The sequence below is a fragment of the Acinetobacter sp. AR2-3 genome (assembly GCF_001878775.1).
In the GTDB taxonomy this organism is placed as follows: domain Bacteria; phylum Pseudomonadota; class Gammaproteobacteria; order Pseudomonadales; family Moraxellaceae; genus Acinetobacter; species Acinetobacter lwoffii_D.
In genome coordinates this window covers 1-26,544 of sequence record NZ_MJIQ01000038.1, presented here as the reverse complement: position 1 = coordinate 26,544, position 26,544 = coordinate 1, and the positions used below count along the sequence as shown (strand labels likewise).

The 26,544-nt window shown below is 42.7% G+C and carries 28 protein-coding genes; 16 read left to right on the top strand and 12 right to left on the bottom strand.

Annotation, left to right across the window (positions count from 1 at the left end; all coding sequences use genetic code 11):
* Nucleotides 1-24: 24 nt before the first annotated feature.
* The gene (locus tag BFN00_RS07010; protein WP_071850847.1) at nt 25-1,176 is read right to left on the bottom strand and encodes an IS4-like element ISAbe18 family transposase; all 1,152 of its coding nucleotides are present in this window, start codon (nt 1,174-1,176) and stop codon (nt 25-27) included.
* A gap of 128 nt (nt 1,177-1,304) precedes the next feature.
* Nucleotides 1,305-2,126: an AraC family transcriptional regulator gene (locus BFN00_RS07005; RefSeq protein ID WP_071850958.1), complete on the bottom strand. Its 822-nt coding sequence runs from the start codon at nt 2,124-2,126 to the stop codon at nt 1,305-1,307.
* A gap of 104 nt (nt 2,127-2,230) precedes the next feature.
* Between BFN00_RS07005 and BFN00_RS07000 the strand changes: the two genes are divergently transcribed.
* Together BFN00_RS07000 and yddG are read left to right on the top strand one after the other, a co-directional pair.
* The gene (locus BFN00_RS07000; RefSeq protein ID WP_005108620.1) at nt 2,231-3,169 is read left to right on the top strand and encodes a DMT family transporter; all 939 of its coding nucleotides are present in this window, start codon (nt 2,231-2,233) and stop codon (nt 3,167-3,169) included.
* Nucleotides 3,166-4,053: an aromatic amino acid DMT transporter YddG gene (yddG, locus tag BFN00_RS06995; RefSeq protein WP_004281450.1), complete on the top strand. Its 888-nt coding sequence runs from the start codon at nt 3,166-3,168 to the stop codon at nt 4,051-4,053. The genes BFN00_RS07000 and yddG overlap by 4 nt, the downstream gene beginning before the upstream one ends.
* Nucleotides 4,054-4,082: 29 nt before the next feature.
* Here the strand turns inward: yddG and BFN00_RS06990 are convergent, their stop codons facing one another.
* The gene (locus BFN00_RS06990; RefSeq protein ID WP_004645086.1) at nt 4,083-5,330 is read right to left on the bottom strand and encodes a YihY family inner membrane protein; all 1,248 of its coding nucleotides are present in this window, start codon (nt 5,328-5,330) and stop codon (nt 4,083-4,085) included.
* A 113-nt stretch (nt 5,331-5,443) separates the two neighbouring features.
* Between BFN00_RS06990 and wrbA the strand changes: the two genes are divergently transcribed.
* Nucleotides 5,444-6,040, top strand: a complete 597-nt coding sequence (wrbA, locus tag BFN00_RS06985; RefSeq protein ID WP_071850956.1) for an NAD(P)H:quinone oxidoreductase — start codon at nt 5,444-5,446, stop codon at nt 6,038-6,040.
* A 47-nt stretch (nt 6,041-6,087) separates the two neighbouring features.
* On the opposite strand, the gene BFN00_RS06980 is transcribed toward wrbA, so the two are convergent.
* Nucleotides 6,088-6,495: a hypothetical protein gene (locus BFN00_RS06980; protein ID WP_171054336.1), complete on the bottom strand. Its 408-nt coding sequence runs from the start codon at nt 6,493-6,495 to the stop codon at nt 6,088-6,090.
* A gap of 951 nt (nt 6,496-7,446) precedes the next feature.
* Here BFN00_RS06980 and BFN00_RS06975 point away from each other — a divergent pair.
* The 3 genes from BFN00_RS06975 (at nt 7,447) to BFN00_RS06965 (ending at nt 9,782) form a co-directional block, all read left to right on the top strand.
* Complete coding sequence (locus BFN00_RS06975; protein WP_071850845.1) at nt 7,447-7,824, top strand: hypothetical protein; 378 nt, start codon at nt 7,447-7,449, stop codon at nt 7,822-7,824.
* The gene (locus BFN00_RS06970; RefSeq protein ID WP_071850842.1) at nt 7,818-9,023 is read left to right on the top strand and encodes a CsgG/HfaB family protein; all 1,206 of its coding nucleotides are present in this window, start codon (nt 7,818-7,820) and stop codon (nt 9,021-9,023) included. The genes BFN00_RS06975 and BFN00_RS06970 overlap by 7 nt, the downstream gene beginning before the upstream one ends.
* Before the next feature lie 84 nt (nt 9,024-9,107).
* Complete coding sequence (locus BFN00_RS06965; protein WP_071850840.1) at nt 9,108-9,782, top strand: hypothetical protein; 675 nt, start codon at nt 9,108-9,110, stop codon at nt 9,780-9,782.
* A 311-nt stretch (nt 9,783-10,093) separates the two neighbouring features.
* On the opposite strand, the gene BFN00_RS06960 is transcribed toward BFN00_RS06965, so the two are convergent.
* From BFN00_RS06960 to BFN00_RS06950, 3 genes are all read right to left on the bottom strand, one after another.
* Nucleotides 10,094-10,669, bottom strand: coding sequence for a xanthine phosphoribosyltransferase (locus BFN00_RS06960; protein ID WP_005094083.1), 576 nt, complete (start codon nt 10,667-10,669; stop codon nt 10,094-10,096).
* A gap of 88 nt (nt 10,670-10,757) precedes the next feature.
* Nucleotides 10,758-11,471 carry a DUF3108 domain-containing protein gene (locus BFN00_RS06955; RefSeq protein WP_071850839.1) on the bottom strand — a complete coding sequence of 238 codons (714 nt, stop codon included), beginning with the start codon at nt 11,469-11,471 and terminating at the stop codon, nt 10,758-10,760.
* A gap of 159 nt (nt 11,472-11,630) precedes the next feature.
* A complete protein-coding gene (locus tag BFN00_RS06950; RefSeq protein ID WP_071850837.1) occupies nt 11,631-12,317 on the bottom strand; it encodes a hypothetical protein in 687 nt (228 codons plus the stop codon).
* Between the two features lie 263 nt (nt 12,318-12,580).
* Between BFN00_RS06950 and BFN00_RS06945 the strand changes: the two genes are divergently transcribed.
* Nucleotides 12,581-13,438 (top strand): energy transducer TonB, encoded by an 858-nt coding sequence (locus BFN00_RS06945; protein ID WP_171260775.1) that lies wholly within the window; start codon nt 12,581-12,583, stop codon nt 13,436-13,438.
* A 165-nt stretch (nt 13,439-13,603) separates the two neighbouring features.
* On the opposite strand, the gene ybeY is transcribed toward BFN00_RS06945, so the two are convergent.
* The 3 genes from ybeY to miaB are packed head-to-tail and all read right to left on the bottom strand — an operon-like array spanning nt 13,604 to nt 16,680.
* Complete coding sequence (ybeY, locus tag BFN00_RS06940) at nt 13,604-14,086, bottom strand: rRNA maturation RNase YbeY (RefSeq protein ID WP_071850834.1); 483 nt, start codon at nt 14,084-14,086, stop codon at nt 13,604-13,606.
* Between the two features lie 22 nt (nt 14,087-14,108).
* The gene (locus BFN00_RS06935; RefSeq protein WP_004732214.1) at nt 14,109-15,185 is read right to left on the bottom strand and encodes a PhoH family protein; all 1,077 of its coding nucleotides are present in this window, start codon (nt 15,183-15,185) and stop codon (nt 14,109-14,111) included.
* Between the two features lie 37 nt (nt 15,186-15,222).
* On the bottom strand, nt 15,223-16,680 hold the full coding sequence (miaB, locus tag BFN00_RS06930) for a tRNA (N6-isopentenyl adenosine(37)-C2)-methylthiotransferase MiaB (RefSeq protein ID WP_071850832.1): 1,458 nt from the start codon (nt 16,678-16,680) through the stop codon (nt 15,223-15,225).
* A gap of 334 nt (nt 16,681-17,014) precedes the next feature.
* Between miaB and BFN00_RS06925 the strand changes: the two genes are divergently transcribed.
* The 6 genes from BFN00_RS06925 to BFN00_RS06900 all read left to right on the top strand — a co-directional run bounded on the left by BFN00_RS06925 (nt 17,015) and on the right by BFN00_RS06900 (nt 21,901).
* Entirely contained in the window at nt 17,015-18,949 is a 1,935-nt protein-coding gene (locus BFN00_RS06925) for a lytic transglycosylase domain-containing protein (RefSeq protein WP_171260774.1), read from the top strand.
* Between the two features lie 32 nt (nt 18,950-18,981).
* Nucleotides 18,982-19,620, top strand: coding sequence for a ribonuclease T2 family protein (locus BFN00_RS06920; protein WP_071850828.1), 639 nt, complete (start codon nt 18,982-18,984; stop codon nt 19,618-19,620).
* 167 nt (nt 19,621-19,787) lie between these two features.
* Nucleotides 19,788-20,774: a malate dehydrogenase gene (locus tag BFN00_RS06915; RefSeq protein ID WP_004645103.1), complete on the top strand. Its 987-nt coding sequence runs from the start codon at nt 19,788-19,790 to the stop codon at nt 20,772-20,774.
* 169 nt (nt 20,775-20,943) lie between these two features.
* A complete protein-coding gene (locus tag BFN00_RS06910) occupies nt 20,944-21,222 on the top strand; it encodes a DUF2789 family protein (protein ID WP_004645104.1) in 279 nt (92 codons plus the stop codon).
* Nucleotides 21,223-21,273: 51 nt separating this feature from the next.
* Nucleotides 21,274-21,528, top strand: a complete 255-nt coding sequence (locus BFN00_RS06905) for a DUF2789 family protein (protein ID WP_004645105.1) — start codon at nt 21,274-21,276, stop codon at nt 21,526-21,528.
* Nucleotides 21,529-21,643: 115 nt separating this feature from the next.
* Nucleotides 21,644-21,901 (top strand): DUF2789 family protein, encoded by a 258-nt coding sequence (locus BFN00_RS06900; RefSeq protein WP_004645106.1) that lies wholly within the window; start codon nt 21,644-21,646, stop codon nt 21,899-21,901.
* 90 nt (nt 21,902-21,991) lie between these two features.
* Here the strand turns inward: BFN00_RS06900 and BFN00_RS06895 are convergent, their stop codons facing one another.
* Both BFN00_RS06895 and BFN00_RS06890 read right to left on the bottom strand, forming a co-directional pair.
* On the bottom strand, nt 21,992-22,519 hold the full coding sequence (locus BFN00_RS06895; RefSeq protein WP_004732201.1) for a hypothetical protein: 528 nt from the start codon (nt 22,517-22,519) through the stop codon (nt 21,992-21,994).
* Between the two features lie 70 nt (nt 22,520-22,589).
* Nucleotides 22,590-23,192, bottom strand: a complete 603-nt coding sequence (locus tag BFN00_RS06890) for a 2OG-Fe(II) oxygenase (protein WP_005108640.1) — start codon at nt 23,190-23,192, stop codon at nt 22,590-22,592.
* A 117-nt stretch (nt 23,193-23,309) separates the two neighbouring features.
* On the opposite strand from BFN00_RS06890, the gene BFN00_RS06885 reads away from it, so the two are divergent.
* From BFN00_RS06885 to BFN00_RS06875, 3 genes are read left to right on the top strand one after another with little or no spacing between them, the layout of a single operon-like run.
* Complete coding sequence (locus BFN00_RS06885) at nt 23,310-24,167, top strand: 23S rRNA (adenine(2030)-N(6))-methyltransferase RlmJ (RefSeq protein ID WP_004281423.1); 858 nt, start codon at nt 23,310-23,312, stop codon at nt 24,165-24,167.
* Between the two features lie 38 nt (nt 24,168-24,205).
* Nucleotides 24,206-25,027 (top strand): CDP-diacylglycerol--serine O-phosphatidyltransferase, encoded by an 822-nt coding sequence (pssA, locus tag BFN00_RS06880; RefSeq protein ID WP_005108642.1) that lies wholly within the window; start codon nt 24,206-24,208, stop codon nt 25,025-25,027.
* A gap of 18 nt (nt 25,028-25,045) precedes the next feature.
* Nucleotides 25,046-26,122 carry a DUF6670 family protein gene (locus BFN00_RS06875; protein WP_071850826.1) on the top strand — a complete coding sequence of 359 codons (1,077 nt, stop codon included), beginning with the start codon at nt 25,046-25,048 and terminating at the stop codon, nt 26,120-26,122.
* Nucleotides 26,123-26,544 lie beyond the last annotated feature (422 nt).

Genomic DNA, 26,544 nt, shown 5'->3' with positions numbered 1-26,544 from the left:
TGGCCATTGCTGTCCCACAATTTTTCACAAGAGGAAGCTCATTTGAGCTTCCTCTTGTTTTATGGGTATTTTATCGGGTGAAAATAAAGCTTTTAAAGTTCTTCTTTCAAACAAATTCACTTGAATTATTCTGAGTAAACGTTGAACTGTCCAACCTGTTTTTCCTAAATGTTGAGCGAAACTCACCAATAAATAGGCGATCATCGCAATCCAGATTTGTGTCTGAATTGCGTTCCTGCTGCGGCCTAGAAACGCTTTTAATTTGAGATTCTGCTTAATCGCCTTAAAGAACAGCTCAACTTTCCAACGATCTTTATAAATCGCCGCAATGGTGGAGGCGGCTAAATGAAAGTTATTGCTGAGAAAGCTAAAGTGCTTGCCACTTTGCTGATCTCTATATTCAATTCTTCTTAATACGGGGGCTTTTCTTTTTAGGGCATGTGCGCTATTTAGCTGAATGGTTTCATCTTTTAGAATGCCTTTGGATTCAAGCACGGGATGTTGCTGGATCACCTGATACACCGATTTAGGTCTAAAACGTGTCACAAAGCTAACGTTTTGAGCGCTTAGATTCGCATACCATTGATAATCGACATAGCCTTTATCAAAGACCACAATGCTGCCAGCGGGAAACTGGAATTCTCGGCCTTGTACCATGTCATTTTCTTTGCCATTTTCAACTGCAACAAACTCAGGAATATCATTGCTGTGATTCAATCCTATGCTGAGTTTCATGCTGGCTTTTGAGTCATGAACTTTGGCCCATTCACATAAGGAAAGCGACAGGTCAATATGACTGGCATCCAAGGAATACAAGGGATTCTTAAAGCGAAATTTATGAGCTACTTTTGAGTGTTCATAGTATTTAAGCAACTTGTAAAATAGCTGTTGATACAAGGCAGCAGGCTGCTGCTCATTGATTCGTGCCAGCGTGCTTCGGGGAGTAGACTTTGCTCCGAGATGACTTAGCTTTTCCTGTTGGCACTCCAAATTGGATTGAATATCTCTCAGACTTTGCCTACAAGAGAATTGAGACATCAATATGGCAATAAACTGATCCCACCGGGAAGCCGCTCTAAATTTCTGTCCAACATGGTGTACTTTAGCAAGTTGTTCAAAATCCTGTCGCACAACAGGTTTAATTAGCTCATGAAATACGGTATTCTGATGTGACAAAACCTGAATCCTAGTCGTTAAAGTGTTTGTTTGCACTCATATTTTAACTGTTAGGACTCAGGTTTTTTTATTTAAAGCAAACTATAGGACAGCAGTGGCCTATTGGCTCCTTTTTCATATGCATAATTTTAATCATTAACAGTATAACGCTTGCGAAACTGATCTGGGGTGCTTCCCATCCAGCGTTTAAACATGCTGATAAATGCTGAGGCATTGGCATAGCCCAGATCAAAGGCAATGCTCTCGACACTATGCGCTGCATTTAATAAAGACATGGCCTGCATCACTTTCAGGCGTTGCCGCCATTCATGCAGTGACATTCCCAGTTCTTTCTGGCTATATCGCGCTAATGTCCGCTCGGTTAAATTGACGCGTTCGGCCAGTTGCTGCAGCGAGCTCTGATCTGCCGGATGCTGATGTAAATAATCTAAAATCTGTTTCAGCAATGCATGTTCTGAATGCGGTAGATAACTGCTGACCAGTTGGGCTTGCTGGAGCTGATCAAGCAGCACCTGTAGCAGACGCTGATATTCAGCTGAATTCTCGAATCCCGGATGATCTTGCTGATGTAGTTGTTTCAGGTGGGTAAATAAAGCAGTGACCAAGGGGGCGCTGAGCAGGATGCCCGGTTGAGTGGGCAGTTGGCTACAAAGTGATTCATGCACATACAGAGTGCCATGAGAAACTGCGGTACGGTTCAGACCACGATGCTCTAAATTCGGTGGGAGCCAGATGCCGTGAGGTGAAGGCGTCACATAATTTATATGATTAATATTCACTTCCATCACGCCATGAAAAGCATAGACAAATTCTCCCCAGGCATGGCCATGTAGCGGATAAACAGATTGCGCAGGATCTTCCCTGAAACTGATCCACAGAGGTGCTTTAATCAGATCATGGGTCGGAAGTTGCTTGAGCGAAGCTGAATCTGCTTGGATTTTTTTATGCATCACCGAAATTGCCTGAATAACACCATCATTTGTCTGTTTTGAAGTATATCTTTTATTTCTGACACTTTTATAGTGTACCTTCCAAATGAGCAACAGGACCGTATGTGAGCCAGCGTCAGGCATTAGATGCCAAAGCATCTGCCATCATGTTTGTATTGTGTATGTTGTGGGGTTTACAACAGGTGGTACTGAAGTGGGCCGCGAATGATATTTCAGCCCTGATGCAAATTGCCTTGCGTTCAGCCTTGTCTGCGCTGATGGTTTATCCCCTGATTCAGCAGAGCGTGCGCCGTCAACTCTGGAATGCACGCTATTTACCTGCAGGATTACTAGTCGGTGTGTTGTTTGCAACCGAATTCTATCTGATTGGTGAGGCACTGCGTTATACCTCAGCCTCGCATACGATTGTTTTACTTTATACCGCGCCGATTTTTGTGGCTTTGGGTTTACACTGGAAATTGCCGGCAGAGCGTTTGTCTTCTGTGCAATGGGGCGGAATATTTCTTGCCTTTAGCGGAATTGTAGTCAGCTTTCTGTTACGTCCACAGACAGAATCAACTTTACAAACTGATGCCTTGTGGGGAGATTTTCTGGCTTTGCTTGGCGGCGTATTCTGGGCAGCCACCACAGTCAGTGTACGTCTGAGCCGGCTGGCTGAAGCACCTGCAACCCAGACTTTGTTCTATCAATTATTGATAGGTGGAATGCTGTTATTGCCTCTGGCTGTTCTGACTGGACAAGCAGCCATTCAATGGACGGTGTTGTCTATTTCCAGTCTGGTTTTTCATACCGTGCTGATTTCCTTTGCCAGTTATCTGATCTGGTTCTGGATGCTGAAGCATTATCTGGCATCGCGTCTAGGGGTATTTTCCTTTTTGACCCCTGTATTCGGCATGCTGTTCGGCGTACTGATTCTGGATGAACATATCGAAATCAATTTTATTATCGGCACCTGTATGGTCATGCTGGGTGTGATTCTAGTGAGTTTGCAGGGATGGCTGAAAAAACCGAATATCAATAAAAGCATTCAAGAGCAAGCATGAAAATCTGGTCTGTAAATTTAGCGACCTGGATTGGTCTGTCTTCTATTCTGATCTGGGCCAGTCTGGTCGCCGTAGTGAAACTGATTACTGAATCCACCAGTGCAGTGCAGGGGATTGCTTTAATTTATAGTTTTAGCAGTCTGGCGATTTTTGCGTTCACCGGCTTTCCAAAAATCATGCAAATGTCCAAGCGTTATCTGCTCGGTTGTGGCGCTTTATTTGTGGCTTATGAGATTCTATTTCTGGTTGCTGTGGCATGGTCGGATAATCGTGAACAGGTGATGCTGATTGCCATGATCAATTATCTGTGGCCACCCTTGATGATTGTTTTTTCGATTTTTGCCCGACAGTTGCAGGCTCGCCTCTGGGTGATTCCAGGCTTTCTGCTCGCTGTGATGGGACTGATGCTGGTGGTCAATCCAGAAATCACTAATCTGCCGAAGTTTATGCAGGCTTTAGCTGAAAATCCTTGGGCCTATGGCTTTGCCTTTCTCGGCGCTTTGTTATGGCCTTGCTACTGCGTTCTAACTAGGACCTATGGCCGCGGACAAAATGGTGTACCGATTTTCTTTTTGGTCGCTGTAATTAGCTTATGGTTCTTACATTTAGGATTAAACGAACCTTTTATCATGCCTACATTCAAGCTATGGCTGGGAATTGCAGTGGTGGGTAGTCTGATTGGCATCGCCTATAGTAACTGGAATCAGAGTATGCAGTTCGGCAATATCAAGGTGCTGATTTTAGCCACCTATTTTATGCCGATTCTTTCTTCGGTCATGTCAATGCTGATTCTGGATGTCAGACCCGAACTCAGTTTTTGGATCGGGACGGGTTTGGTGACTGCAGGCGCTATAGTCTGCTGGAAATCTACCGCTATCAGTTAAAAAAAATCCTCTCAAGCGAGAGGATTTTTTTATTTATGTCGGAACAGTTCGGACAATGGAAAATTGAGTTTTTCTTCCAGATATTGATCGGTTTCCTGTAATCTAGGTGAGAAATTTTGCATCCAGATGTCATCAGTCTGGGCATTGGTGAGATGGTTTTTGCGTGGCAGTGGATAGGGTAATTGCAGATAAAAATTCCAGAAGCTGACCTGATCCAGATCACGAACCAGCACATATTCATTTTCATCGGTACGTTTGATCAAATTCTGCTTTTCAAACATGGCGACATAGCTCGGCCAGCGTCCAATTTCATCCCGGCCTAAGACCTCAAGTGCTTGGGCTTCACTGATGCTTTCACCAGTTTTCTGCTTTTTATAAAATAATTCTAACAGATCCAGCAGCATGACGATGGGATGGCGTTTATTGTCCTGCCCAGATTCAAACGCCGTCAGGGCATAGCTGATTTCAACCCCCAGTAACACAATAATCCACGACAGATAAATCCAGAGCAGGAAAATCGGCACGGCGGCGAAGGCACCATAGACGATCTCATAGCTGGTAAAGTTTGACATGATATAGCCAAACAGATTTTTCAGCAGCTCAAACACCACGGCACTAAATAGACCGGCAATAAAGGCAGATTTAAGCGGTACACTGCGATTCGGGATGGTCCAGTTCAAAATGAAAAATCCGAGTACAGTCAAAGAAAAGGAAATCGCCCAGAGGACAAAAGCGCCATCAAGCTCATAACCGGCAAAGTTATTGCTGAGAATGCTCATGGATGCCACGGTCGAAGAAATCACAAATGCACTGCCGAGTAAAATCGGCCCGAGCGAAATGATGGTCCAGTAACGCATAAAGCCCATAATTCCGCCCCGCGTTTCAGTCACGCGCCAAATGCGGTTAAACACCGTTTCGATACTGCTGAGCATCAATACTGTCGTCACAAACAAGAACAGAATACCAATGATGGTGAGATTGCTGGATTTATCGGTAAAGGCATTCAGGGCCTTATCAAAGGCAATTGTAGTTTTGGGTAAAAAATTACTATAGATCAGTTGTTGCAATTGCTGCCGCGCAGGTTCCAGCGCTTTAATGGAAGAGATAATTACCAGAAAAACCGTCAGCATAGGCACCACCGCAAACAGGGTGGTATAGGTCAGGGAACCTGCCTGTTCGCGACAGCGGTCTGCTTCAAAGCGTCGAAGTACAAATAAAACAAATTGAAACCAGTGTTTTTCATAGAAAGGTAATTTCTTTAAATACTTAACAATCATCTGCATCCAATCTCAATTTTTTTAATCATCATGAATTTTCATCATCAGCTTAACCAAAAAACTTGCAAAGTATCGTATAGTTTTATTTTTTTAAGTAATGAATAAGAACCATGATGCAACCTTATGTCCTTGTTTTATATTACAGCAAATATGGCTCAACCAAAGAAATGGCGCATTTGATTGCCAATGGAATTGAAGCGGCAGGCGTGGCAGTAAAAATCAGGACAGTTCCAAATATATCCAGCGTGGTAAAAGTCGCTGAACCCAGTATTCCGGCAGAAGGGGATATTTACTGTACTCTAGACGATCTGGCGCAGTGTGCCGGTTTGGCGCTTGGTTCACCGACCCGTTTTGGCAACATGGCTTCTGAAATGAAATATTTTTGGGATCAGACCACGAGTCTGTGGCTGAATGGAGCGCTACACGGTAAACCGGCTTGCGTGTTTACGGCATCAGGTTCCATGCATGGCGGACAGGAAAGTACTTTGCTGACCATGCTGCCGCCGTTGTTTCATCATGGCATGATGATTATGGGGCTCAGCAATGCAACACCGGCACTCTCGAATACCAAAACTGGTGGTACACCTTATGGTGCTAGTCATGTTAGCGGCCCACGGCATGATCAGGGCTTGAGTCAGGATGAAAAAATTCTGTGTGAAGTACAAGGCAAGCGTTTAGGTGAAGTGGTACTGAAACTCAATCGAGTCTGAAAAACACTCACAGGAAATGAAGGATGAACTTCATTTCCTGAATTTTATTAGGCTTCTTTTTGATCTTTTTGATCTTTTTGATCTTTTTGATCTTTTTGATCTTTTTGACTAAATCTGTATTTGCATTTCAGACATTGATAATCCTGAAACAGATTACGGTCGACAGAAACCCCAGCTTTTTTCCCCAGAAAATTACCGACCACACCGCCGGTAATTCCGACACTGATTGCACCGACAAAAGTGCCTACGGTTCCGCCGACAATCACACCTAAAGGTCCGGCTACCGTACCAATCGCAGCGCCAATGGATGCACCCGAAGCAGCGCCACCTACAGTCCCTGCAGTTGCACCCGCTGAACTCATGAGAATGCCGCCAATTTTCTTTAAATTCTGTTCATGATCGCGCTGTTCGATATCAGCTGAGCCACATTTAGGACATTGCATAGATTGTTCCATCAAGGATTGAGATGTGCTTGTTTTAGGTTTATCGGGAATAGGATTTGTGCCCTGATCAGCACTTATTCATAACATACAACAACACAGTATAAGCTCTGAATGCTCGAATCAGGGGCATTGCATATTGACTTGATTCTAGTTGAGTTCACGCTAAAACATTGTATTTCAGCTGTAAATATATGCCTTCTCTGTTGATTAAAGCAATTCTCAAACAGTCTTAAGAAAATGGCAAATCTCAAGATCATCAGAAATGTTCTTCTTTCATTATTCTAAAATTCTAAATATTGCGTCTTGAACAGACTATTTCTAGATTCGAGATGAAAAAGGAAGGAATATCGAAAAATATGCAAACAAGTTCTTATCGGGTCTATTTAAGTTTTCAGCCAAAATGCACCTGAATATTGGCGTTTCTTTATAAGTAACTTTCATTGTGATTGATTAATTATATTTTAAATAATGTGTGACATTTATTATTATTAAATAGAAGTTCCAATAAAATAAAAATTTACGACTTTTAAAATATAAAAAGCATGATAATTCTAATCTTTATTAGATAAATTTTTGATTATTACTAATATAAAAATTATATTATCTTAATCAAGTTTTTTATATAAAACTTATATTCAAAAAAAATTTATATAATGATTTCTTACAAATCAAAAATAATAAACAAATATTAGACCTCTTGCGAAAGTATAGTTTTATCTAATTTTTGAATTGGCTAAAACCTCATAAAATATAGCTTTCGACTGCTTAAAATTTGACTAACGCAAGAAGTCTATTTATTAATTAAAAACAATACTTTATATTTTTAAATGAAACAAAAAAATATGTGAATAGGGATTAGTTTTACATTTTATAATTTTATGTGATTTAATATTTTTTAGATAAATTTAATCTTACTTAAATGAAAAATTAAATAAATATCTTAAATCAGAGGATATTAAGATTATGAGAATATTAGTTATCAATCTGGGTTTATTATGTTTATGTTTTCTGAGTAACGCTTATGCCACTTCTGATGAGTGGACTCAGCGTTGGAAATCATCCAGTGCCCGTTCCAATGAGAATCTAGTTCAAGCTAATCTGATCGAACTCAAGGAGTCAGACTATTATTCCGGATTAGGTAAAACCACCGTTCATAGCACCTCAACCACTTCCATCGGCACGGTAAATACCCCGACCAACAATATCAATGTAGAGGGTACAGACAACAATATCGATATTACGAGTGAATTGCTGAATGAAGCCCCAGTCAATTCAAATACCAACCAAAATCCTCAGCGCTGTCTTAATTTGAGTAACAGACCAGGAGAATCACAATGCTGAATTTCTCCTTGACCAGAAGAAATATATCTTTCGTGAGTGCCACTGTCCTTTTCAGCTCTTTTTTAACAGGCTGCACGGGTTTAGCGCCCTCAAACAAGAAGCCAGTTAGCCTGGTACAAGGCCCCCCAATTACCGATATTTTTACCCCTTTTGATATGGCTTTATCCTGCCTAAAAGGACAATTACGTAGTGATGTGAGTTTCTCCGTGGGGGCAATTCTGGATCAAACCGGTAAGGATGTAGTTACCAATGGTGGTAGCGGAAAAATGGTGACCCAAGGTGCGGGAGATATGGTGCAATCTGCCTTGTTTCAGGCAGGGGTAAGCTTAATGAACCGGCGTGATCCCCGGATTATCGAAAGCGAAGCCAAGTGGGGCATTCGTGATCCAAGACAAATCCAGGCTTCTGATTATTATGTGACAGGCAGTATTAACAGTCTGGATTTTATTCCGGGTGGTGGTTTTGACATGCAGATCGCTGGTGTCGGTCCGAATTATAGTCAAACCCGGATTATGGTCGGTCTGGATTTATCTTTGACTGATACCCGCAGCAGTAAAGTCGTGGGCAATGTTTCATTGCAGAAGCAAATTGCTGCACAGGATTATGGCTTAAGTGCAGGCAGATTCGCTGGTCGTACACTCTTAAATATTCAGATTGGAAAAGGAGAACGAGAGGCAACTAACTTTGCCTTGCGGCAAATGTTGAATCTGGCCACTTTTGAATTGCTGAGTCAGGTTGTCCCACCCGCCGTATTTGAAAGTTGCCGTGCGCAGATACCGCCAGAGTTTGGTCAATTGAACTTAACCCGAAGTTCTGTCGCTCTGCATAAATACAAGAAAAACCAGCGACAAAATAGTACAGCTTCAAGCAGTGTTGTTCAGGAGTCAGTCTCAAGCCAGGCAGACTCATCTAATGAAAAAAATAAGTCAACCAACTCACCGAGCAAAGATACGAAACCGCCAAAACAGAAAGAGTCCGAGGTGATTCAAAACCCTGAAGCAGAGCCTGAAATGAGCAAACAGGACTTGATTAAATATATTAGCAAGAAGCAGCATCCACCTTCTTCAAATGAAAAGAATGAAGAAAAAGATACTCAAGAAAAGGCTGATAAAGAACAAGAAGATGAAAAAACCACAACGCTATGGGAGGCCAATCCTGAGGTGGTCGAAAATTACTGGTCTAGCACCCAGCGTGATTAAAAATATTTAAAAATGGGCTCGCTCCCATTATAAGAAGGAGTACTTAGCGAGAGGTACTTCAAAACAAAAGTAGGAAGAACAACGATGAAAAACACGATCAAAACAATCGCTTTATCCGTCGCCTTTCTGTCTAGCGCAGGTATGGCATATGCCCAAGGAGATGAAACACCTACTGACGTCACCCTAGATACAGGCTTGCAAGCTACCTTGGATTCTATTTCTCAGCAGGTTGAAAATGGTTCTGCTTTGAATCTTGCAGTGAATACAGGTGATGTTGATGCAAGCGTTGATTTAGAAGCAATTGCAGAAGCTACAAGAGAAGCACCAGAGGCCATTAGTTCAATTGAAGGTACAATTGAAACTACTGCGATTGGTGCCGCGAATACAGGTAGTATCAGTATTGAGCAGGGTAGCTACAATAAGGTGGTATCAGACATATCAGATGCCACGGATAACTACGACTACAGTGCAGTAACCAGTGCAACTAATAATTCTGAAACTCTAGAGGAGCTATCAGAGGTTTCGGATAGTTCAGATATCTCGGAAGTTATAAGTTCGACACTGAGTACTGACTATAGTGAGGAAATCAATGAAACTTTAAGCAATTATAGTGTAGCGAATATTGCCTATAATGCGGGTGCTATTGATGCATCTGTCAGTGCTATTTCAGAAGGAACTCAAACTGCTATTAACAACAGCATCACAACTACCGCTATCGGTGCTGTGAATAGCGGTAGTATCACTGTGACTGTTAAATAAACTCTTTTTTCGAGGTGAACACAGGTCTAACTATTGGCAGATAGTTAGGCCTCTTTATTTTATAATAACATCCACATAAATTGTTGTTTATTCATCGGATAAAAAAGTACTTATTGTTTGACACTCTCTATTTCAGAAATTGAGTAGTCTGGAGCTTAAGATTAAGTCATTTATCTAGGATCAAATCTGGAAGAATAAATAAGAATTTAGGCTGAGCTATAGCCGAGTTTTGGATATTTTAAATTTATATCATCAGAAAAACGCAATAAAAAAAGAGCGCATCAGCGCTCTTTTGAAATTCATTGGCGAGCTTAGTCGCGAACAAATTCAACTGTGCCATTTGCTAAAGACTTCACACGTGCCAGTGATTCCACACGGTAGCCTTTTTCAAGCAGCAGATCACGACCTGGCTGGAATGATTTTTCAATCACAATGCCAATACCGACTACTTCTGCATTTGCCTGATGAATCAGGTCTGCAAGACCTAAAGCTGCTTGACCATTAGCCAAGAAATCATCGATCACTAAAACCTTGTCGGTTGAGCTGATGTGTTTATTTGAAATCGCGATCGTGCTTTCAGTTTGTTTGGTAAATGAAAAGACTTTAGAACGATATAAATCATCTTTCAGGGTCAGAGACTGGTATTTACGTGCAAAGATCACCGGTACGCCAAGCTCTAGGCCGGCCATTACGGCAGGTGCAATACCTGATGCTTCAATCGTAATAATTTTGGTAATACCAGCATCCTTAAACAGACGCGCAAATTCTTGACCAATCAGTTGCATCATGACTGGATCAATCTGATGGTTTAAGAAAGAGTCTACTTTCAAAACTTCTTCAGAGAGGACGATGCCTTCAGCCAAGATTTTCTGTTCTAGTGCATGCACGGGAGAATCCTCAAGAGCAGGTGCTTTTTCAAGCAAAAGCGTATTGTAAAAAGCACCCGGAAAAAATCAAGTGAAATTCGCCAAAAACTTAGTTGCTTGCACCTTTATAGTCAGTTAACAGTAAACCATAGGAGGTTTTCTTGTCGACATGCGAAACTTTGACTGGAAGATAGTCAAGTTTTGGTGCCAGCCAGAAAATGGTTTCACGACCTGGTTTGCTATGTTTCATCACCACTTTAATGGTATTAAAAGATCCGTATTTGGTACTTATAGTCTCTGAACCCTGTTTGACAAACTTGCGGCCTTCAACTTCTTTAGCATCAGCGATGTAGTAATTTGCTTTCAGGCCTGAATTTTTTAAATCTTCACGGATCTGCAATTCCGCATTCAACTCATCCAGAACATCTGCTCTCCAGGCAAAAGAACGTTTTTCATCATCTTTCTTGGTACTGATAGTTTTGCTGGAAGGATTGAAATTAATACTCATAGTGTTGTTATGCACCAATACTTTACTACTGCGACTGAAACTGCTTGAGCCGATCTTGCCATTATTAAAAGTAAAGCGGCTGGTTTCGGTTGCAGAGGCAATCCCTCCAGCTTTTGCAGCAAAGACATAAGTCCAGTTATTGCCAGATTTACTTAGAGTCCGTGTTGCAGAACCCATGTTCTTGCCATTATAGCTAAATTGATAACTGGCCTGAAAAGGAGTCATGGCAAAAGCCTGGCTAGAAATACCAGTGAACAGTATCGCGCTGCTCAGACCCGTGGTCATCACTAAAGTTTTGAATACAGTCTTCGCCATCAGTTATTTTCCTATATTGGTTAAACGGGCAAAAAATATCATTTATTGCACCCTTTATTATTTGGGCAAAATATGGAAGTTGAAGGGATATTTCTGCCAAAAATGTATATTTCATGTAGTTTTATGGAACTTTTGTTCAAAAACTACGTTTGACATGATTTAAGAAGGATCTTTCTGTTTGATAGGGGTGACCCGGTTGTCATCCATCTTGTCTTCATCCCAGTTCTCTTCCTGATCTTGGGAAAGTTTTCTAAACAGGGCGGCCAGATTGACATTGCCAATCACCACCAGTTCGGCTTCCCGTAGCACTGCATGATTCACGTGAACTTTGCCCAAGGTATCAATGACCGATCGGCTTTTGCCTAACCAGCGATTTAAATCCAGATAGAGCAAGTCATCGATGACTTTAATTACCCCCAGTTTTTCCAGAATCATTCCCAACGGATCTTTATTGAAGACACGTTGATAGAAGAACAAGCCGAAACGCACGCCAAGTTTATACAGCATATTTGGATATTTGGCTTCAATCAGCTGGGTATCACTAATTTGCTCGAAAACGATCAACTGGGTGGTTTTATTCAATTCCATCTGTACCAGTTTCAAATCAACCGATAAAGTGACAATCAGGCCTTTATAATCCAGGGTTGCGTAGAGACGCAGCCAGTCTTCATGTAAATCTGCGTGTAAGTCTTTCAAGGCATCGACATTGTCTGTGACAAAGCGCTGAAAAGTTGCATTCAGGAATACTTGCGATAGGGGAAATTCACGCTCATCTTCAATAAATCCTTCCGCCCTCTGATACACTTGGCGGATTCGGTTGGAAATATTGGAAATTAGCGTTTGCATACTGAAGCGTCCTGGCAACTTTATTTTTGACTCGGGATGTATCTTGTCGAATTGTATGAAAAATACAAGCGTTCATGCTTGAAGTTTAGCAAAATAAATAGCACCATTTTTATAGTTTTAGTTATGTAACGTTGAAGATTTGATGGATTTGGCATTTTAAAAAGATAAATGACGAATCCGTTTATTTTTAATCTTTCAAATACTTTTTTGGGGAGCTGAACTCATTATTGAGTTTAGGCGAATGTGAAAAAACGATGATACTCATGCCTCTGGTCAGAACTTGGTGGAAAGATCCAGTGTTTAGCAGTGCGTTGCTTGCCGCAGGCATTCTGCATTTGATCGTGCTGACACTGGAATTTGGTATGCCGCAAGATCGGGATACCAGTACCAAAGAAATCGCGGTCAGCTTGCGCCAGACTGATGAAAAAATTGAGCATGCTGATTTTCTGGCCCAAACGGACCAGCAGGGTTCCGGCCAGTTTAGAGAAGCTCATCGCATGTCGAGTGATATGCCATCGCCGTTAATGGAGCAACATGCAGGTGAAGAACTGCAAGAAAGTCTAGATATGCTGCAACAGCAACAGGAACTCAGTTTTGAAGAAAAAGTCCTGATGACCACCTTGAGTTGGCAAAAGCAGGCGGAAGAAAATCAGCGTAAAAAAATGCAGGAGCAATTACAGAGCCAGTTTCAGGCCAAAGCGGCCATGGTCGCCAGTCTGGAAGCGCAATATTTACAGCGTCAGCAAAATTTCAGTCGTCAGCAAAAAATTAAGACTGTGGATGGTATTCAGTCCAAGCAGGATGTTTCGGCCGCATATCTGGAAAAGTTCCGTGAAAAAGTGGAATTTTATGGTAACCGTTATTATCCGGAAGCAGCAAAACAACAGAATCTAGCAGGGGAAGTGCGGCTGATGGTGATCCTGAACCAGAATGGCGGAATTCGTGCCATTCGACTGATTGACAGTTCAGGACATGCCATGCTGGACGAAGCAGCCAAAGCTTCCGTGCGTAAGGCAGCACCATTTGGTGCTTTCGACAGTAAAATGAAAGAAATTTCCGAACTGCGGGTGATTCGTACCTGGCGATTTGATCCGGCAGAAGCAGAATTTGAGGTGCGTTAGACCATTTTATTCATTTGTAAACCCTCCCTTTAACTCCCTCCCAACGGGAGAGAGAACTATCATTGAGCTATAGGTATTAAAACTCCCTCTCCTTATGGGAGAGGGTTGGGGTGAGGGTAAACAATAAAAAAAGCAGGCCTTAGCCCGCTTTTTTATGAAGAAATTTTAGTTCTGTTCTAGATAAGGATTTTCAAAACCCAGCTTGGCCAGAATCTCGATTTCAATGCCTTCCATTTCTTCAGCATCTTCATCCGAGGTTTCATGGTCATAGCCCATTAGGTGTAAAGTGCCATGTACCAGCATATGGGTGAAATGCGTTAATGGTACTTTTTGCTGTTCCAGCGCTTCCGCCAGTACTACAGGAATACAGATCACCAGATCACCAATGGGAAATGCATCCAGAAACTGCGCCATTTCATCTGGAAGTTCACTTGGGAAAGACAGGACATTGGTCGGTTTGTCTTTGCCTCGATATTCCAAATTCAGTTTATGACTTTCGTCATTATCAACACAGGCAATTCCAATTTCGCAATCACTTTGAGTGCCGATATGACGTAAAGTGGTTTCTACAACTTTTTTAATATAGGCTCGTTTCAGTACCAGTTCAGGTGACTGAAAGTCCTGTTGTAAGGAAAGACTAAGTTTCAACACAAATCCTTAAGTTTAAAGCTTAATGCTGTGCGTCTGCCGCAGCATCATTTTCAGCGATCAAGGCATCCTGACGTGCTTTACGTTCGGCACGTGCTTCAGCACTTAAACGCTGCTGTTCACTGTCCCAGCCTTCGTAGGCTTCAACAATTTTCTGTACAAGTTGATGACGTACTACATCACGCGAATGGAAACGAGTGATATGAATTTCAGGAATTTTATCAATCACACGCAAGGCATGTGACAGGCCGGATTGCTGACCACGCGGTAAATCCACCTGAGTTACGTCGCCCGTAATCACGGCACGTGAGCCAAAACCTAAACGGGTCAGGAACATCTTCATCTGTTCTGGGGTGGTGTTCTGCGCTTCATCTAGAATCACGAAAGAATGATTCAGGGTACGGCCACGCATATAAGCAAGCGGAGCGACTTCAATCACCTGGCGTTCGATCAGTTTGGCCACTTTTTCAAAGCCGAGCATTTCATACAGCGCGTCATACAAGGGACGTAAGTACGGATCGATTTTCTGGGTTAAATCCCCCGGCAAGAAACCAAGTTTTTCACCGGCTTCAACCGCAGGACGAACCAGCAAGATCCGCTGAATTTCATTACGCTCCAGCATGTCCACGGCAGCCGCAACGGCGAGGTAGGTTTTACCTGTACCCGCAGGGCCAATACCAAAAGAAATATCACTTTGCAGAATGCGCTGTACATAACGTTTCTGGTTGGCACCACGCGGATTGATCCGGCCCTTACGAGTTTGCAGCCAGACATTGTCCAGCCCCGTATGTTCCTGATCGTCCAGATCTTGCTGAAGTTCACGGTCAGTCTGGCTGCCCTGAATCATCAGATGTAAAGTATCTGCACTAATCTGCTGACTATGTTCAGATTCTTCATGAAGACGTTGCAAGAGCATTTCGGCTCTCTCAACGGCATCGATTCCACCATCAATAATAAAACTTTCTCCACGATGGGAGATTTTGACGTCTAAACGTTGTTCAATTTGCTTCAAATGGCCGTTATAGGCACCTAACATGGCTTGTATACGGTCCATCGAAATTCCAGGAAAAGCTACTGTACGTCGAATCGCTGCAGTCAAGAGTGTTCCTTATGAAGTGTGCGTTATATGCTCTACATTACGCCACGTCAGGCTCAAGATTCAAGAGCTCACCGTAAACTAAATTCAAAGTTTTAATTTCGGTAATTTCAATCTCGGCAAAGCGGCCTACCCAGGCAGGGTCACCAATAAAGTTGACATAACGGGTATTGTCCGCCGTACCGACCAGAATATTCGGATCTTTATCAGAAACTTTTTCGATCAGTACACGCTGGATGGTCCCGAGCATGGCATCCGTCTTGTCAATGCTTGAACGCTTAATCCATTGCTGAACTTTGGCCAGACGTTCTTTTTTGACATCTTCAGAAATCGTATCTTCCAGTTCTGCCGCAGGCGTACCCGGGCGTTTTGAATAGATAAAACTATAAGAATGGTCAAAATCCAGATCCTGAATAAACTGATAAGTCTCTTCAAAGTTTTCATCTGTTTCACCCGGGAAACCAATGATAAAGTCTGAAGATAGGTGCATGTCAGGGCGAACTGCACGTAACTTTTTAATCTTTTCGATATAGACATCGATGGTGTGGTTACGCTTCATCGCTTGCAACACATCATTGGAACCGCTTTGTACCGGCAGATGCAGATGTGAAACCATTTGTGGCAGGTCACGATAGCATTGTATCAGGTCGTCATTAAATTCCAGTGGATGCGAGGTGGTATAACGAATACGGCCAATGCCCGGAATATCTGCAACCAAACGTAACAGATCGGCAAAGGTACAGATATTGCCTTCAAAAGTTTCACCACGATAACCGTTTACGTTCTGACCCAAAAGTGAAATTTCACGCACGCCTTTTTCTGCCAGACCCGCAATTTCAGCGAGCACATCATCCAGTGGACGAGATACTTCTTCACCACGCGTATACGGCACCACACAAAAAGAACAGTATTTAGAACAGCCTTCCATGATCGAGACAAAAGCTTTATAACCTTCAACACGCGGTTCAGGTAAAAAGTCGAATTTCTCGATGTCCGGGAAGGAAATATCCACCAGTTTGATTTTTTCTTTTTTCGGCTTTTCGATCTGCTCAAAATGCTGATCCAGCATTTGCGGCAAACGGTGCAGGGTTTGTGGACCAAAAATCATATCGACATAATTGGCACGTTTCTGGATGTTGTCGCCTTCCTGAGATGCCACACAGCCACCGACACCAATAATCAGATCAGGATTTTTATCTTTAAGCTTACGCCAGCGGCCTAGCTCGGAGAATACTTTCTCTTGGGCTTTTTCACGGATCGAGCAGGTATTCATCAGTAGAATATCGGCATCTTTAGGATCGGTGGTCAGCACATAGCCATGAGAATCGCCTAACAGGTCTGCCATACGGTGACTGTCGTACTCATTCATCTGACACCCTTGTGTTTCGATGTACAGTTTCTTGACTGAAGCATCGCTAACAGGGGTGTGCGCTGGCTGGGTAACAGTGTTTTCTGAGGCAGCTGGGGCACCATTCGGAATGAAGGTTTGAACCGTCATGTAGGCTCCTACAAGGTAATACGTTGAAAGAGTGAACGAACAGCCTGATTGATGCATCAAACAGGTGAATAAAAATTCAATTCACAGACTGAAATCTTGGAAAGGCGCATATTTTAGCAGGAAAGTCGCTTAAACTTATAGCCCAAATTAACTGTGGAAAAATATTGATTTATGGGCAAAAATTGTCTGTAGATTAATATTGCTTAATCATAAGGTTACATAACTGAACAATAGAGTTGGTTATAATCTTCAAACTAGCTCTTATGATATGCAACATGGGCAAAGCATAAAATCGATGATAGAAGGCAAAGGGATGTTGAAACACACTAAAACTATGTATAAATACTATAAATTAATTACTTTAAGTGTGGCATGTATCTGTTCAGCGAGTACACAGGCAGCAGAAGAACAATTTAATGATGCCTTGCGTGCAGCCAATGCAGGTAATACTGAACTGTTACAGCAATATCGTCTGTCTATGCAGAATGATGCCTTGGGCTATTATCCGGAATACTGGATTTTAAACCAGAATCTTGCCATGCAGCCTGTTAGTCAGATTATCAGTTTTGCCCAGCGTTACCCTCAATCCGCCATGGCTGAAAAGCTGGCAGCAGACTATGTCGAAGAAAAGGTAAAAATGGCAGACTTTAGTACTGCTCAACCGGTATTGCCTTATGTAACCAATGCTGATCCTGCCGAAGCCTGTGCAGTGGCACAAGTGCGCGCCAAAGCTGGCGATGAACTGGTCTATGCCGAGTTTAAAGAAGTCTGGTTAACTACCAATAGCCAGCCTGATTCTTGTACTGGTTTAGGCCGGATGATGCTATCCAGTCCACTCATGACCTCAGAAGACCGTCAGCAGCGACTCTGGGGACAACTTCGTGCCGGACAGTCAGGTCAGGCCATTGCGACAGCGCAAGGCATTGGTCTAAATCTGTCTCTGGCACAACTGAATTCGATTCAGGCCAATCCCACTAATTATTTGTGGTCTGCGCCTAAAAGTACTGCGGCAGAGCATGCCTATCTGATTTATGCGCTGGGACGTCTGGCCGATAGCGATTTGGACTCAGCTTTGTCTATCGTCAAGCGGACCGCGGAAGGTACACCAGTACAGGTACAACGCGCCTTATATCGTGCTGTCGGTTATATCGGTGGTACCACAGTGATGAAAAACAACTTCAACCGTGAAGTGTTAAATGCGCTAGATGCCAGCTATGGTCTGCCATTTAGCCCGGAAGAAGCCGAGATTTATGCGCGTCAGGCAATTCGTTTTAGTGCATGGGAAAGCCTGATCCGTGCGATTGACAACATGAGCGTCAACCAGAAGCAGGAAGATCGCTGGCAATACTGGCTGGCACGTGCCAGCGAACAACGTGCTGACCGTGCTTCCAAACAGGCAGCAGAAAGTATTTATCGTAAGCTGGCGACCGGAGATGACTATCACAATCTTTTGGCACGCGACAAGCTGGGGCAGGTGACTGCGAGTACACCAAATCCAGCGCAGCCATCCAATCAGGCCCTGCAACGTTTGGAACAGGATATTCATTTCCGCCGTGCTTTCACGCTACGTAATATCAGCGCACCGGAGAACTACATTAACCGTGAATGGAACTGGGCAGTGCGTCAGGCTTATCTAAAGAAAGATGATGACCTGTTGCTGGCTGCGGCAAAGCGTGCCATGGACATGGGCTGGCATGATCGCGCCATTTATGCTGCCGACCGTACCGCGAACAAACATAACTACAATTATCGTTTTCCAATGCCACATCAGAATTACGTGGTCAGCCATAGTCGTAATGCGGGCATAGATCCGGCTTGGGCCTACGGTTTGATGCGTCAAGAAAGCCGTTTCAATACTGTGGCACGTTCACATGTCGGTGCGGGTGGTCTGATGCAGATTATGCCGGATACGGCCAAGCTAGTGGCACGTCAAATGGGTGAAGCTTATAACCCGGCGGCACTTACCGATATGAATACCAATATTCGCTACGGAACATTCTATTTATCTACGATTCAGCGTCAGCTCAGCGATAGTCCGGTGCTGGCAACGGCAGGTTATAATGCTGGCCCAAACCGTGCCCGCCGCTGGCAGCCAGAATTTCAGGGGATTGCCGCAGATCAATATACTGAAAGTATTCCTTTACTTGAAACCCGAGATTATGTGAAACATGTCATGACCAATGCCACGCATTACGGTATCTTGTTAGGACAGGGGGCACAGTCAGTGGGTAAACGCATGCAACTGATACCATTACGTAATACACAATAAAATTAAAATTATTGGGGGATGGTGATTTATTCATGAAAATAATGAAGGATCGTCGAGTCTGGGCTGGATCGGTTACGCTTGTATTTTTGGCCAGCAGTCCGGCAGCGTTTGCTGCGCCGACAGACTATGTCATGGATGTACAAATGGTCCCGGCCCTATGTAGCCTGTACCCTGAATATGCCAAGAAACGAAAATGTCTGGAAGGTTATTCGCTGAATATCTCCGGCTTATATCCTCAGACCACATCACAAAATTGTACGACCAATAGCTCTGCGAAACTGTCACCACTGCAGTCCAAGGTAGTGGCCAGGATCATGCCGGATGACAATACCCGGACAATTTTATGGCGCAATATCGGTGGCTGCGTGCCGATGAATGCCAGTCAGTATTTCCGGACGATTATCAATTATGCAGATCGTCTCAAAGTGCCTGCGGAACTGACGGAACAGGAAAATATCACGATTTCTGTCGATACATTGCGAGCCAAATTCCTGAAAATTAATCCGCAATTACCGGGCAATGCCTTGCGATTCAACTGCCAGCAGACTCAGTCAGCTAGCGTGCTTACCTCGATCAAGGTCTGTTATCGCCCCAATGGCAATTACAAATCCTGTCCTGCCAACATTATTAATACATGCCCAAAAACTGTCACAATAAAAGGAACATACTGAGCTTTTTTGCCGATTTAATTTATATTTCCTATCAGACTTTAGGTGAAATCCGTCCTCTTTTATATGCATCTGGCAAAGGATTGGAGTACAATCTTTCGCGTTTACGATTATTAGATTAAATACTAACTATTTAATCGCATTGAATATCCTCAATTGGAGATAATTAGATGAAGCAAGCAGTTCGTGTTGCCGTTACTGGCGCTGCAGGTCAAATTGGTTACAGCCTATTATTCCGTATCGCAAGCGGCGAAATGCTAGGTAAAGATCAACCAGTGATTTTGCAATTGCTCGAAGTTCCTTTTGAGAAAGCTCAACAAGCGCTTAAAGGCGTAATGATGGAGCTTCAAGATTGTGCATTCCCATTACTAGAAGACATGATCGGTACTGATGATCCTAAAGTTGCATTTAAAGATGCTGACTATGCGTTATTAGTTGGTTCACGTCCACGTGGTCCAGGTATGGAACGTGCTGACCTGCTTAAAGTGAACGGTGAAATCTTCATCGGTCAAGGTCAAGCATTGAACGAAGTTGCAAGCCGTGACGTTAAAGTTCTAGTTGTTGGTAACCCTGCAAACACGAATGCTTACATCGCAATGAAATCTGCTCCAGATCTTCCAGCGAAAAACTTCACTGCAATGTTACGTCTTGACCACAACCGTGCTGCATCTCAAATTGCTGCTAAAACTGGTAAAGCGGTTAAAGACATCAAAAATCTTACAGTTTGGGGTAACCACTCTCCAACCATGTATGCCGACTACCGTTTTGCAACAATTAACGGCGAAAGCGTTAAAGACATGATTAACGACCAAGAATGGAATGCAAATACATTCCTTCCGACTGTTGGTAAACGTGGTGCTGCGATTATCGAAGCACGTGGTTTGTCTTCTGCTGCTTCTGCTGCTAACGCTGCAATCGACCATATGCGCGATTGGGCTCTTGGTACAAACGGCGAATGGGTAACTATGGGTATTCCTTCTGACGGTTCTTACGGTATTCCTGAAGGCGTAATGTTCGGTTTCCCTGTAACGACTGAAAACGGTGAATACAAAATCGTTCAAGGTCTAGAAATCGACGAATTCAGTCAAGAGCGTATCAACTTCACGTTGAATGAACTTGAAGAAGAGCGCGCAGCAATTGCTGACATGCTTAAATAATTTGATCTTTTCAGATTAAGTTGAAAAAGCACTCCATTTGGGGTGCTTTTTTTATATCACTCACTTTAATCAACAAAAAATAACAAGCTGTGAAGGAGAGACAACTGAGTTTTCGCTATGAGCCATCTAAGGTAGAAACAAGATTATAGATAAAAAGATGGAGGTTCAGATGTTAGAGCAACGCGCTACCTTCGAACTTTTCTTTGAACAATTGGGTCTGGATTCGAGTCCGGAAGCCATTGATGAGTTTATTAGTACGCATCAAATTGGTATGGATGTGCCACTGCATAAAGCTCCTTTTTGGAGTAAATCACAGCATGACTTTCTGATCAGTCACTGGAAGAAAGATGATGACTGGGCCATTTTTGTCGATGTGTTAAATGAACAATTACATATTGAGGCAGAGGGTTCAGGTTCCTGTGACATACCCAGCCATAAATCAACCTAAGAATTCGAATCTCAACACGCTCATAATTTAACGCTACGATGGAGTCTATTTATGCTTACGGAACAACAGTTAACTTTAGAATTATTATTTGAACAATTGGGTTTGCCTTCTGATGAAGCCTCAATTAATCAATTTACCCATACCCATCAATTGCCATCTGAAGTCGCATTGCCAGATGCCGAATTCTGGAGTGAGGGACAAAGTGCCTTCCTGCGTGAACATTGGCACCAAGATGATGAATGGATTGTCATTATTGACAAGTTAAATCAGCTTTTACATGTGGAAAGCGACAAACAAAGCGTTTAAATGCATTCATACAAAAAGAAACAACAAACCTAGTCAAAGGACTAGGTTTTTTTTGTCTTATCTTATAAGTTAGATCTATAAATAATTACAATTTATCTGATATAAGGAGGGCGCGATGCTCGCAAAGAACCAACCATCCTTAGAGCTCTTGTTTTCTCAGCTCGGTCTCGCCAATAGTCCTGCGGCTATTGAATTGTATGTACGCACCCATCAACTGCCAGCAGGGTTGTCCTTGCACGATGCGCCGTTTTGGAATAAAGCTCAACGTTCATTGTTGATCAGTCATTTGGTACAAGATGATGATTGGGCAATTTGGGTCGATGAACTGAATCAGCAACTGCACATGGACGCCTATAGACGCCAACCTGCCTAATCATTTTTCCTGAGCTTTTCTGATATCTAGAATAAGACGATATAACTTGCATTAAAAAACGCCTCATCTGAGGCGTTTTTGTTCTTTGGCTTAATGCATTTTACTTTTTAATATTTTGTTAAACCATTCGTGCTGACGATAATCATTAAATGCATGATGCTGCTGTAATAATTCCAGCTCAAATTCGGCAGTCATAGTGTATTTACCTAACCAGTGACGGGTCAGGGCCGGCTCATTTTTACTGGCGCTGGCATAGGCCAGGAAGAAATAAATATCGCCATGTTCATAACTCGCCATTGGTTTTAGAATTTGCTGGGTAATCAGGGCGAAATGGTGCTCTTTGGTCAATTCAAAGAACATCATATAGGCCTTGGCCAGATGCAAAGATAGGTTGATATACATGCGCAGCGGCATTTCTTCAAATTCTACCCGTCCTTGTTCCAGCAACACTACAGCTTCTTGCAGGAAATGTCGCTGTTCCTGACGCAGTTCACTTAAAGTCACCAGCTGTAAACGAAGATCAGCGCGTTCAAGCGTTAATTCCGGCGTATTGCCTTTTAAATACAATTGGTCAGTTTCACCCAGACGTTGAATAATCTGTTTGGTTGTTAATCGCATCAACGCAATCCTCATTTCTCAATAATGGCTATATGAGGTTAAAAATTAAAATTTAAAGCGGCAGCGCGTCTTAGAGCAGTGAGGTATCACTTCTTAGCCAGGCGGTAATAGATAGACGTTGCTGTTTAGAGATTAAAACTTCATGTAATAAATCGCTCTGGAACAGCGCCATTCGGTTTGGTTTTGGCTGGATAATATGCCACTGGCCCTCTTTATCCTGCAGGCGCAGTTCACCGCCCCAGTCCTTCTGCCATTGGTCATGTAAATAATACACACTGGAAATCATCCGGCCATTTTTACTTTGGGGGTTGTCACGGTGCAGGGCATAGAACTCACCCGCGTGATAGCAAGCGAAATGCGCTTCGACATCTTTGATGCCTAAATAAAACGCGCGGTTTAAAATTTGAGAAAATTGTTGAAGGGTTTGAATGTGTCGGTGGGAAATTTGAAATTCAGGTTGTAACCAAAGAATATGATCACTACGGATGTTGTTAACGACACCATTTTGAATGGCTGCATTACGAAATTCGTTTAAGTGGCTTAAGCATTCTTGACTCACTGCATGTTGATATTCGCTAGAGTAAGCATCGTCAACAATACTAAAGCCATGTTGATCTAAATCATCTAAGATTTGATCAACATTCCAATCCCCTGGGATGATAACTGCTTCCATTTTTTCAATTCTCGATAGTGTGGTAAAAAAAGGTCCGCTATTTTAGTGCAATAATCGTTTCTGAACGAAATAGTTTTTCATGTTAAAATAGCAATTGATCTTAGGAATAATTGAAACATGAATTACCGTCACTCTTACCACGCAGGCAACTTTGCCGATGTCATGAAGCACGTTTTATTGCTTCAGTTGTTGACTCGACTGAATGCAAAAGACAAACCTTATCGCTATGTAGATACACATGGTGGTGCAGGTAAATATGATTTATCGACTGCCGAAGCGCAAAAATCAGGTGAGTTTTTAAACGGTATTCATCGTCTTATTAAGCTGGATGATTCGATCAAGCGTAATGCGCCCGAAGGCGTACAGCAATATTTGAAAATTGTTGAAAACATGCGTGAAAACTTTGGTAAGGGTGCTTACCCGGGTTCACCGTGGTTTGCTTTAGAAGGCATGCGTGAGATTGATAAAGCGACCATTTTTGAAATGCAGCGCGATGTATTCCAGCAACTTCGTCATAATATTTTTGACAAGCGTGCGGGTTTGCATGAACGTGATGCATACGAAGGTCTGTTAGCGGTTATTCCACCGAAAGAAAAACGTGGTCTGGTGATGATCGATCCGCCGTATGAGCTGGAGCGTAAAGATTTCCCGCAGTTGGTCGAACTGCTGGTTGCCGCGTATAAGAAATGGCCGACAGGTGTATTCGCCGTTTGGTATCCAATTAAAGACCGTGCCATGATTGAACGCTTCGAGAAGAAAATGTTCAAGACCGGTATCCGCCGTCAACTGGTTTGTGAAGTCTGTGTATGGCCGGATGATACTCCAGTAGGTTTGAACGGTTGTGGTTTGCTGGTGATTAACCCACCTTGGAAATTTTCTGAAGATGCTGATGAAGCATTACAGTGGTTATTCCCGCATCTTCGCATGAGTGAAAATGGTGGTCACGCTGCAGTTCGTTGGTTAGTGGGCGAGTAATTTTTTCAAAGATCAGGTCATAGCTAGGATCGACAAGAATGACAAATATAAGCAAACCGGAACGCGACTCTTCAACTGAAGTGCCTTTTGATGGTATCACCTTTGAGGTGGAAGAAGAGGAGCATACTCAGGAAGGGCAAAAAGTTAAGCGTCGAGGCATCTATCTATGGCCGAACCTGATTACAACGGCCGCGTTGTTGTCAGGTTTCTACTCGATTATTGCCAGTATGAATGGTGATTTTCAGCAAGCCATTTACGCAATCTTTATTGCGGCATTACTAGATGGGTTGGATGGACGTGTGGCACGTGCCATTGGTGCACAAAGTCCATTCGGCGAACAGTTCGATTCTCTTTCTGACATGCTGGCTTTTGGTGTGGCTCCCGCTATTTTGATGTATAGCTGGGGCTTGAGTGATTTGGGCCGTATTGGTCTGGCAGCCTGTTTTGTTTATACCGCGTGTGCTGCGTTCCGTCTGGCACGTTTCAATGTACAGATTGGCGTAGTCGACAAACGTTATTTTATCGGTGTGGCCAGTCCTCTGGCTGCCATCATGATTGTGTCGTTGGTCTGGGTCGGTCTGGATTTTCCAGAAATCTTTGATATTCGTGAACCTTCTCTTCAGGTCATTAATGCAGTGGTCATTATTGCGGTGGGCTTGTTGATGATTTCCAATATCAAATATTATTCATTCAAAACTGTAGAACGTAAACGGGTTCCATTTTTTGTCCTACCAATTGCCGTATTCGTCTTTGCAGCGATGACTTATAATATTCCTGTTGGCATTCTGGTCATTTCTATTCTCTATGCCTTGTCTGGTTTTGTAACCACCTTTATGGCAAAAAGATCGAGTACATTATAAAAATATAAGGAGTCTGAGATGCGGTTTCTTCAAGATTTTTTAGATCGTTCGAAACAGCTGAATCAGACTCCTACTGTTTCGCGCTATCCCGCCTATCATGGCCCTACCTCAAAATATAAAATTATTCATCAAGGATTAATGATCCCCGGACTTCCGGCACCGCTCTATTATTTAAACTTTCTGAGTATTATCGGGCAACCCAATGCGCCCATGCTGGCAAACCCCAGTGCAATCGAAACCACAGCCTTAGATACCGCCACCGTGATTTGCAGTTCGAGTCCGCATATGGTGGGGCAATTGCATCATTATTCGGTCAAGCAGGACTGTCATTTTAAATCGGGTCTGTTTCAGTTTCTGGATCGGGAGCAATTGAGTGGAAGTTTTCCAAATTTTCGTTTGCAGCGTTCTGACTCGGAACTCAGTTTTGATTTAAATATTCAGACCACTCAACTGATTTCTCATTTTACCCAAATGCGTTTTTCCTTGGCAGATCACTGGTCTTTGTTGTGTCATTGTCAGGGAACGGTGAACTATAAAGCGCAGCAGTATACGATCGATGGTCTTGGAAGCTTTGAATACGCGCGGAGTTTTAACTTTCCTTATCTACCTTTGGCCTTCCTGACTTATCAAATTATTAATCTCAGTGAAAACAGGCAACTGTTGTTGGCGCAGATTCGGGATGGTTTTAATCGTATTGTTCAGTCGCGGATATATCTCCGTGATTTAAAAAACATGCGGACCCAAATGTTCGATCGAAAAGTTTATTTTAAAGTTCATCGTGTTTATCCGTGTGTCACGACACCCAATCGGCAAAGTATGTATTTGCCGCGCGAATTTGAATGGTGTTATGAAAATGCAGACGGTACTTGTATCTGGGTACAAGGTCAAAGTCGTGGAGATTTTAAATTTGGCCTGGCAGCGGGCTATGTAGGAAGTTTTAGTTATCAAGTGAAAATAAATGAAGAAACCGAAAATGGGGAAGGGGGTTATTGTGAATACATAGATTGCCGGCCTTTACGCTTTCAAGAACAGAATAAAACTGAAAAAAGATTAAGTCATTTATCCAATTCAGTCCCTTTAATGCTCAAGAAATGAAGAAAAGCGCGATTTTTGTAGAATAAATAAACAATCGTGATGATTTTGCTGAATTATTTAAAAATAAGGGTTGTATTGGGTTGGGAATCCTGTAGAATGCACATCCATCGGCGGTGATGAAGATTAAAACTTCTGATAAAACAGTAACTTAGTTGAGTTTGATTGGGTTGGGTTTTATTTGATAAGTTTAAAAATAATCTGATTTACTGGTTGACTTTCTGAAAAGAAAGCGTAATATAGCCGACCTAGCTTGCTGGTGACGAATCAGTAAGAAGATCATTAAGAGATTATGAAGAACAACTTGTGTGGATTTTTACTGGTTGATCGATCGAAATTATTTTCATTGATTGATGGTAGAAATTACTCGAAGTTTATTTGAGAAATATTTGTCAGAAAATTGATGAGCCAAGATTGGCACCCTT

Bases quoted from the DNA above. Each gene is read 5' to 3' on its own strand.
- BFN00_RS06900 (WP_004645106.1), top strand. From the start codon at position 21,644: ATGCTCGCAAAGAACCAACCATCCTTAGAGCTCTTGTTTTCTCAGCTC.
- BFN00_RS06990 (WP_004645086.1), bottom strand. From the start codon at position 5,330: ATGATTGTTAAGTATTTAAAGAAATTACCTTTCTATGAAAAACACTGG.
- BFN00_RS07005 (WP_071850958.1), bottom strand. From the start codon at position 2,126: ATGCATAAAAAAATCCAAGCAGATTCAGCTTCGCTCAAGCAACTTCCG.
- BFN00_RS06905 (WP_004645105.1), top strand. From the start codon at position 21,274: ATGCTTACGGAACAACAGTTAACTTTAGAATTATTATTTGAACAATTG.
- BFN00_RS06965 (WP_071850840.1), top strand. From the start codon at position 9,108: ATGAAAAACACGATCAAAACAATCGCTTTATCCGTCGCCTTTCTGTCT.
- wrbA (WP_071850956.1), top strand. From the start codon at position 5,444: ATGCAACCTTATGTCCTTGTTTTATATTACAGCAAATATGGCTCAACC.
- BFN00_RS06910 (WP_004645104.1), top strand. From the start codon at position 20,944: ATGTTAGAGCAACGCGCTACCTTCGAACTTTTCTTTGAACAATTGGGT.
- BFN00_RS06970 (WP_071850842.1), top strand. From the start codon at position 7,818: ATGCTGAATTTCTCCTTGACCAGAAGAAATATATCTTTCGTGAGTGCC.
- pssA (WP_005108642.1), top strand. From the start codon at position 24,206: ATGACAAATATAAGCAAACCGGAACGCGACTCTTCAACTGAAGTGCCT.
- BFN00_RS06895 (WP_004732201.1), bottom strand. From the start codon at position 22,519: ATGCGATTAACAACCAAACAGATTATTCAACGTCTGGGTGAAACTGAC.
- BFN00_RS06980 (WP_171054336.1), bottom strand. From the start codon at position 6,495: ATGGAACAATCTATGCAATGTCCTAAATGTGGCTCAGCTGATATCGAA.
- BFN00_RS06975 (WP_071850845.1), top strand. From the start codon at position 7,447: ATGAGAATATTAGTTATCAATCTGGGTTTATTATGTTTATGTTTTCTG.
- BFN00_RS06890 (WP_005108640.1), bottom strand. From the start codon at position 23,192: ATGGAAGCAGTTATCATCCCAGGGGATTGGAATGTTGATCAAATCTTA.
- BFN00_RS06875 (WP_071850826.1), top strand. From the start codon at position 25,046: ATGCGGTTTCTTCAAGATTTTTTAGATCGTTCGAAACAGCTGAATCAG.
- miaB (WP_071850832.1), bottom strand. From the start codon at position 16,680: ATGACGGTTCAAACCTTCATTCCGAATGGTGCCCCAGCTGCCTCAGAA.
- yddG (WP_004281450.1), top strand. From the start codon at position 3,166: ATGAAAATCTGGTCTGTAAATTTAGCGACCTGGATTGGTCTGTCTTCT.
- BFN00_RS06925 (WP_171260774.1), top strand. From the start codon at position 17,015: ATGTATAAATACTATAAATTAATTACTTTAAGTGTGGCATGTATCTGT.
- BFN00_RS06950 (WP_071850837.1), bottom strand. From the start codon at position 12,317: ATGCAAACGCTAATTTCCAATATTTCCAACCGAATCCGCCAAGTGTAT.
- BFN00_RS06955 (WP_071850839.1), bottom strand. From the start codon at position 11,471: ATGGCGAAGACTGTATTCAAAACTTTAGTGATGACCACGGGTCTGAGC.
- BFN00_RS06945 (WP_171260775.1), top strand. From the start codon at position 12,581: ATGCCTCTGGTCAGAACTTGGTGGAAAGATCCAGTGTTTAGCAGTGCG.
- BFN00_RS06920 (WP_071850828.1), top strand. From the start codon at position 18,982: ATGAAAATAATGAAGGATCGTCGAGTCTGGGCTGGATCGGTTACGCTT.
- BFN00_RS06915 (WP_004645103.1), top strand. From the start codon at position 19,788: ATGAAGCAAGCAGTTCGTGTTGCCGTTACTGGCGCTGCAGGTCAAATT.
- BFN00_RS06885 (WP_004281423.1), top strand. From the start codon at position 23,310: ATGAATTACCGTCACTCTTACCACGCAGGCAACTTTGCCGATGTCATG.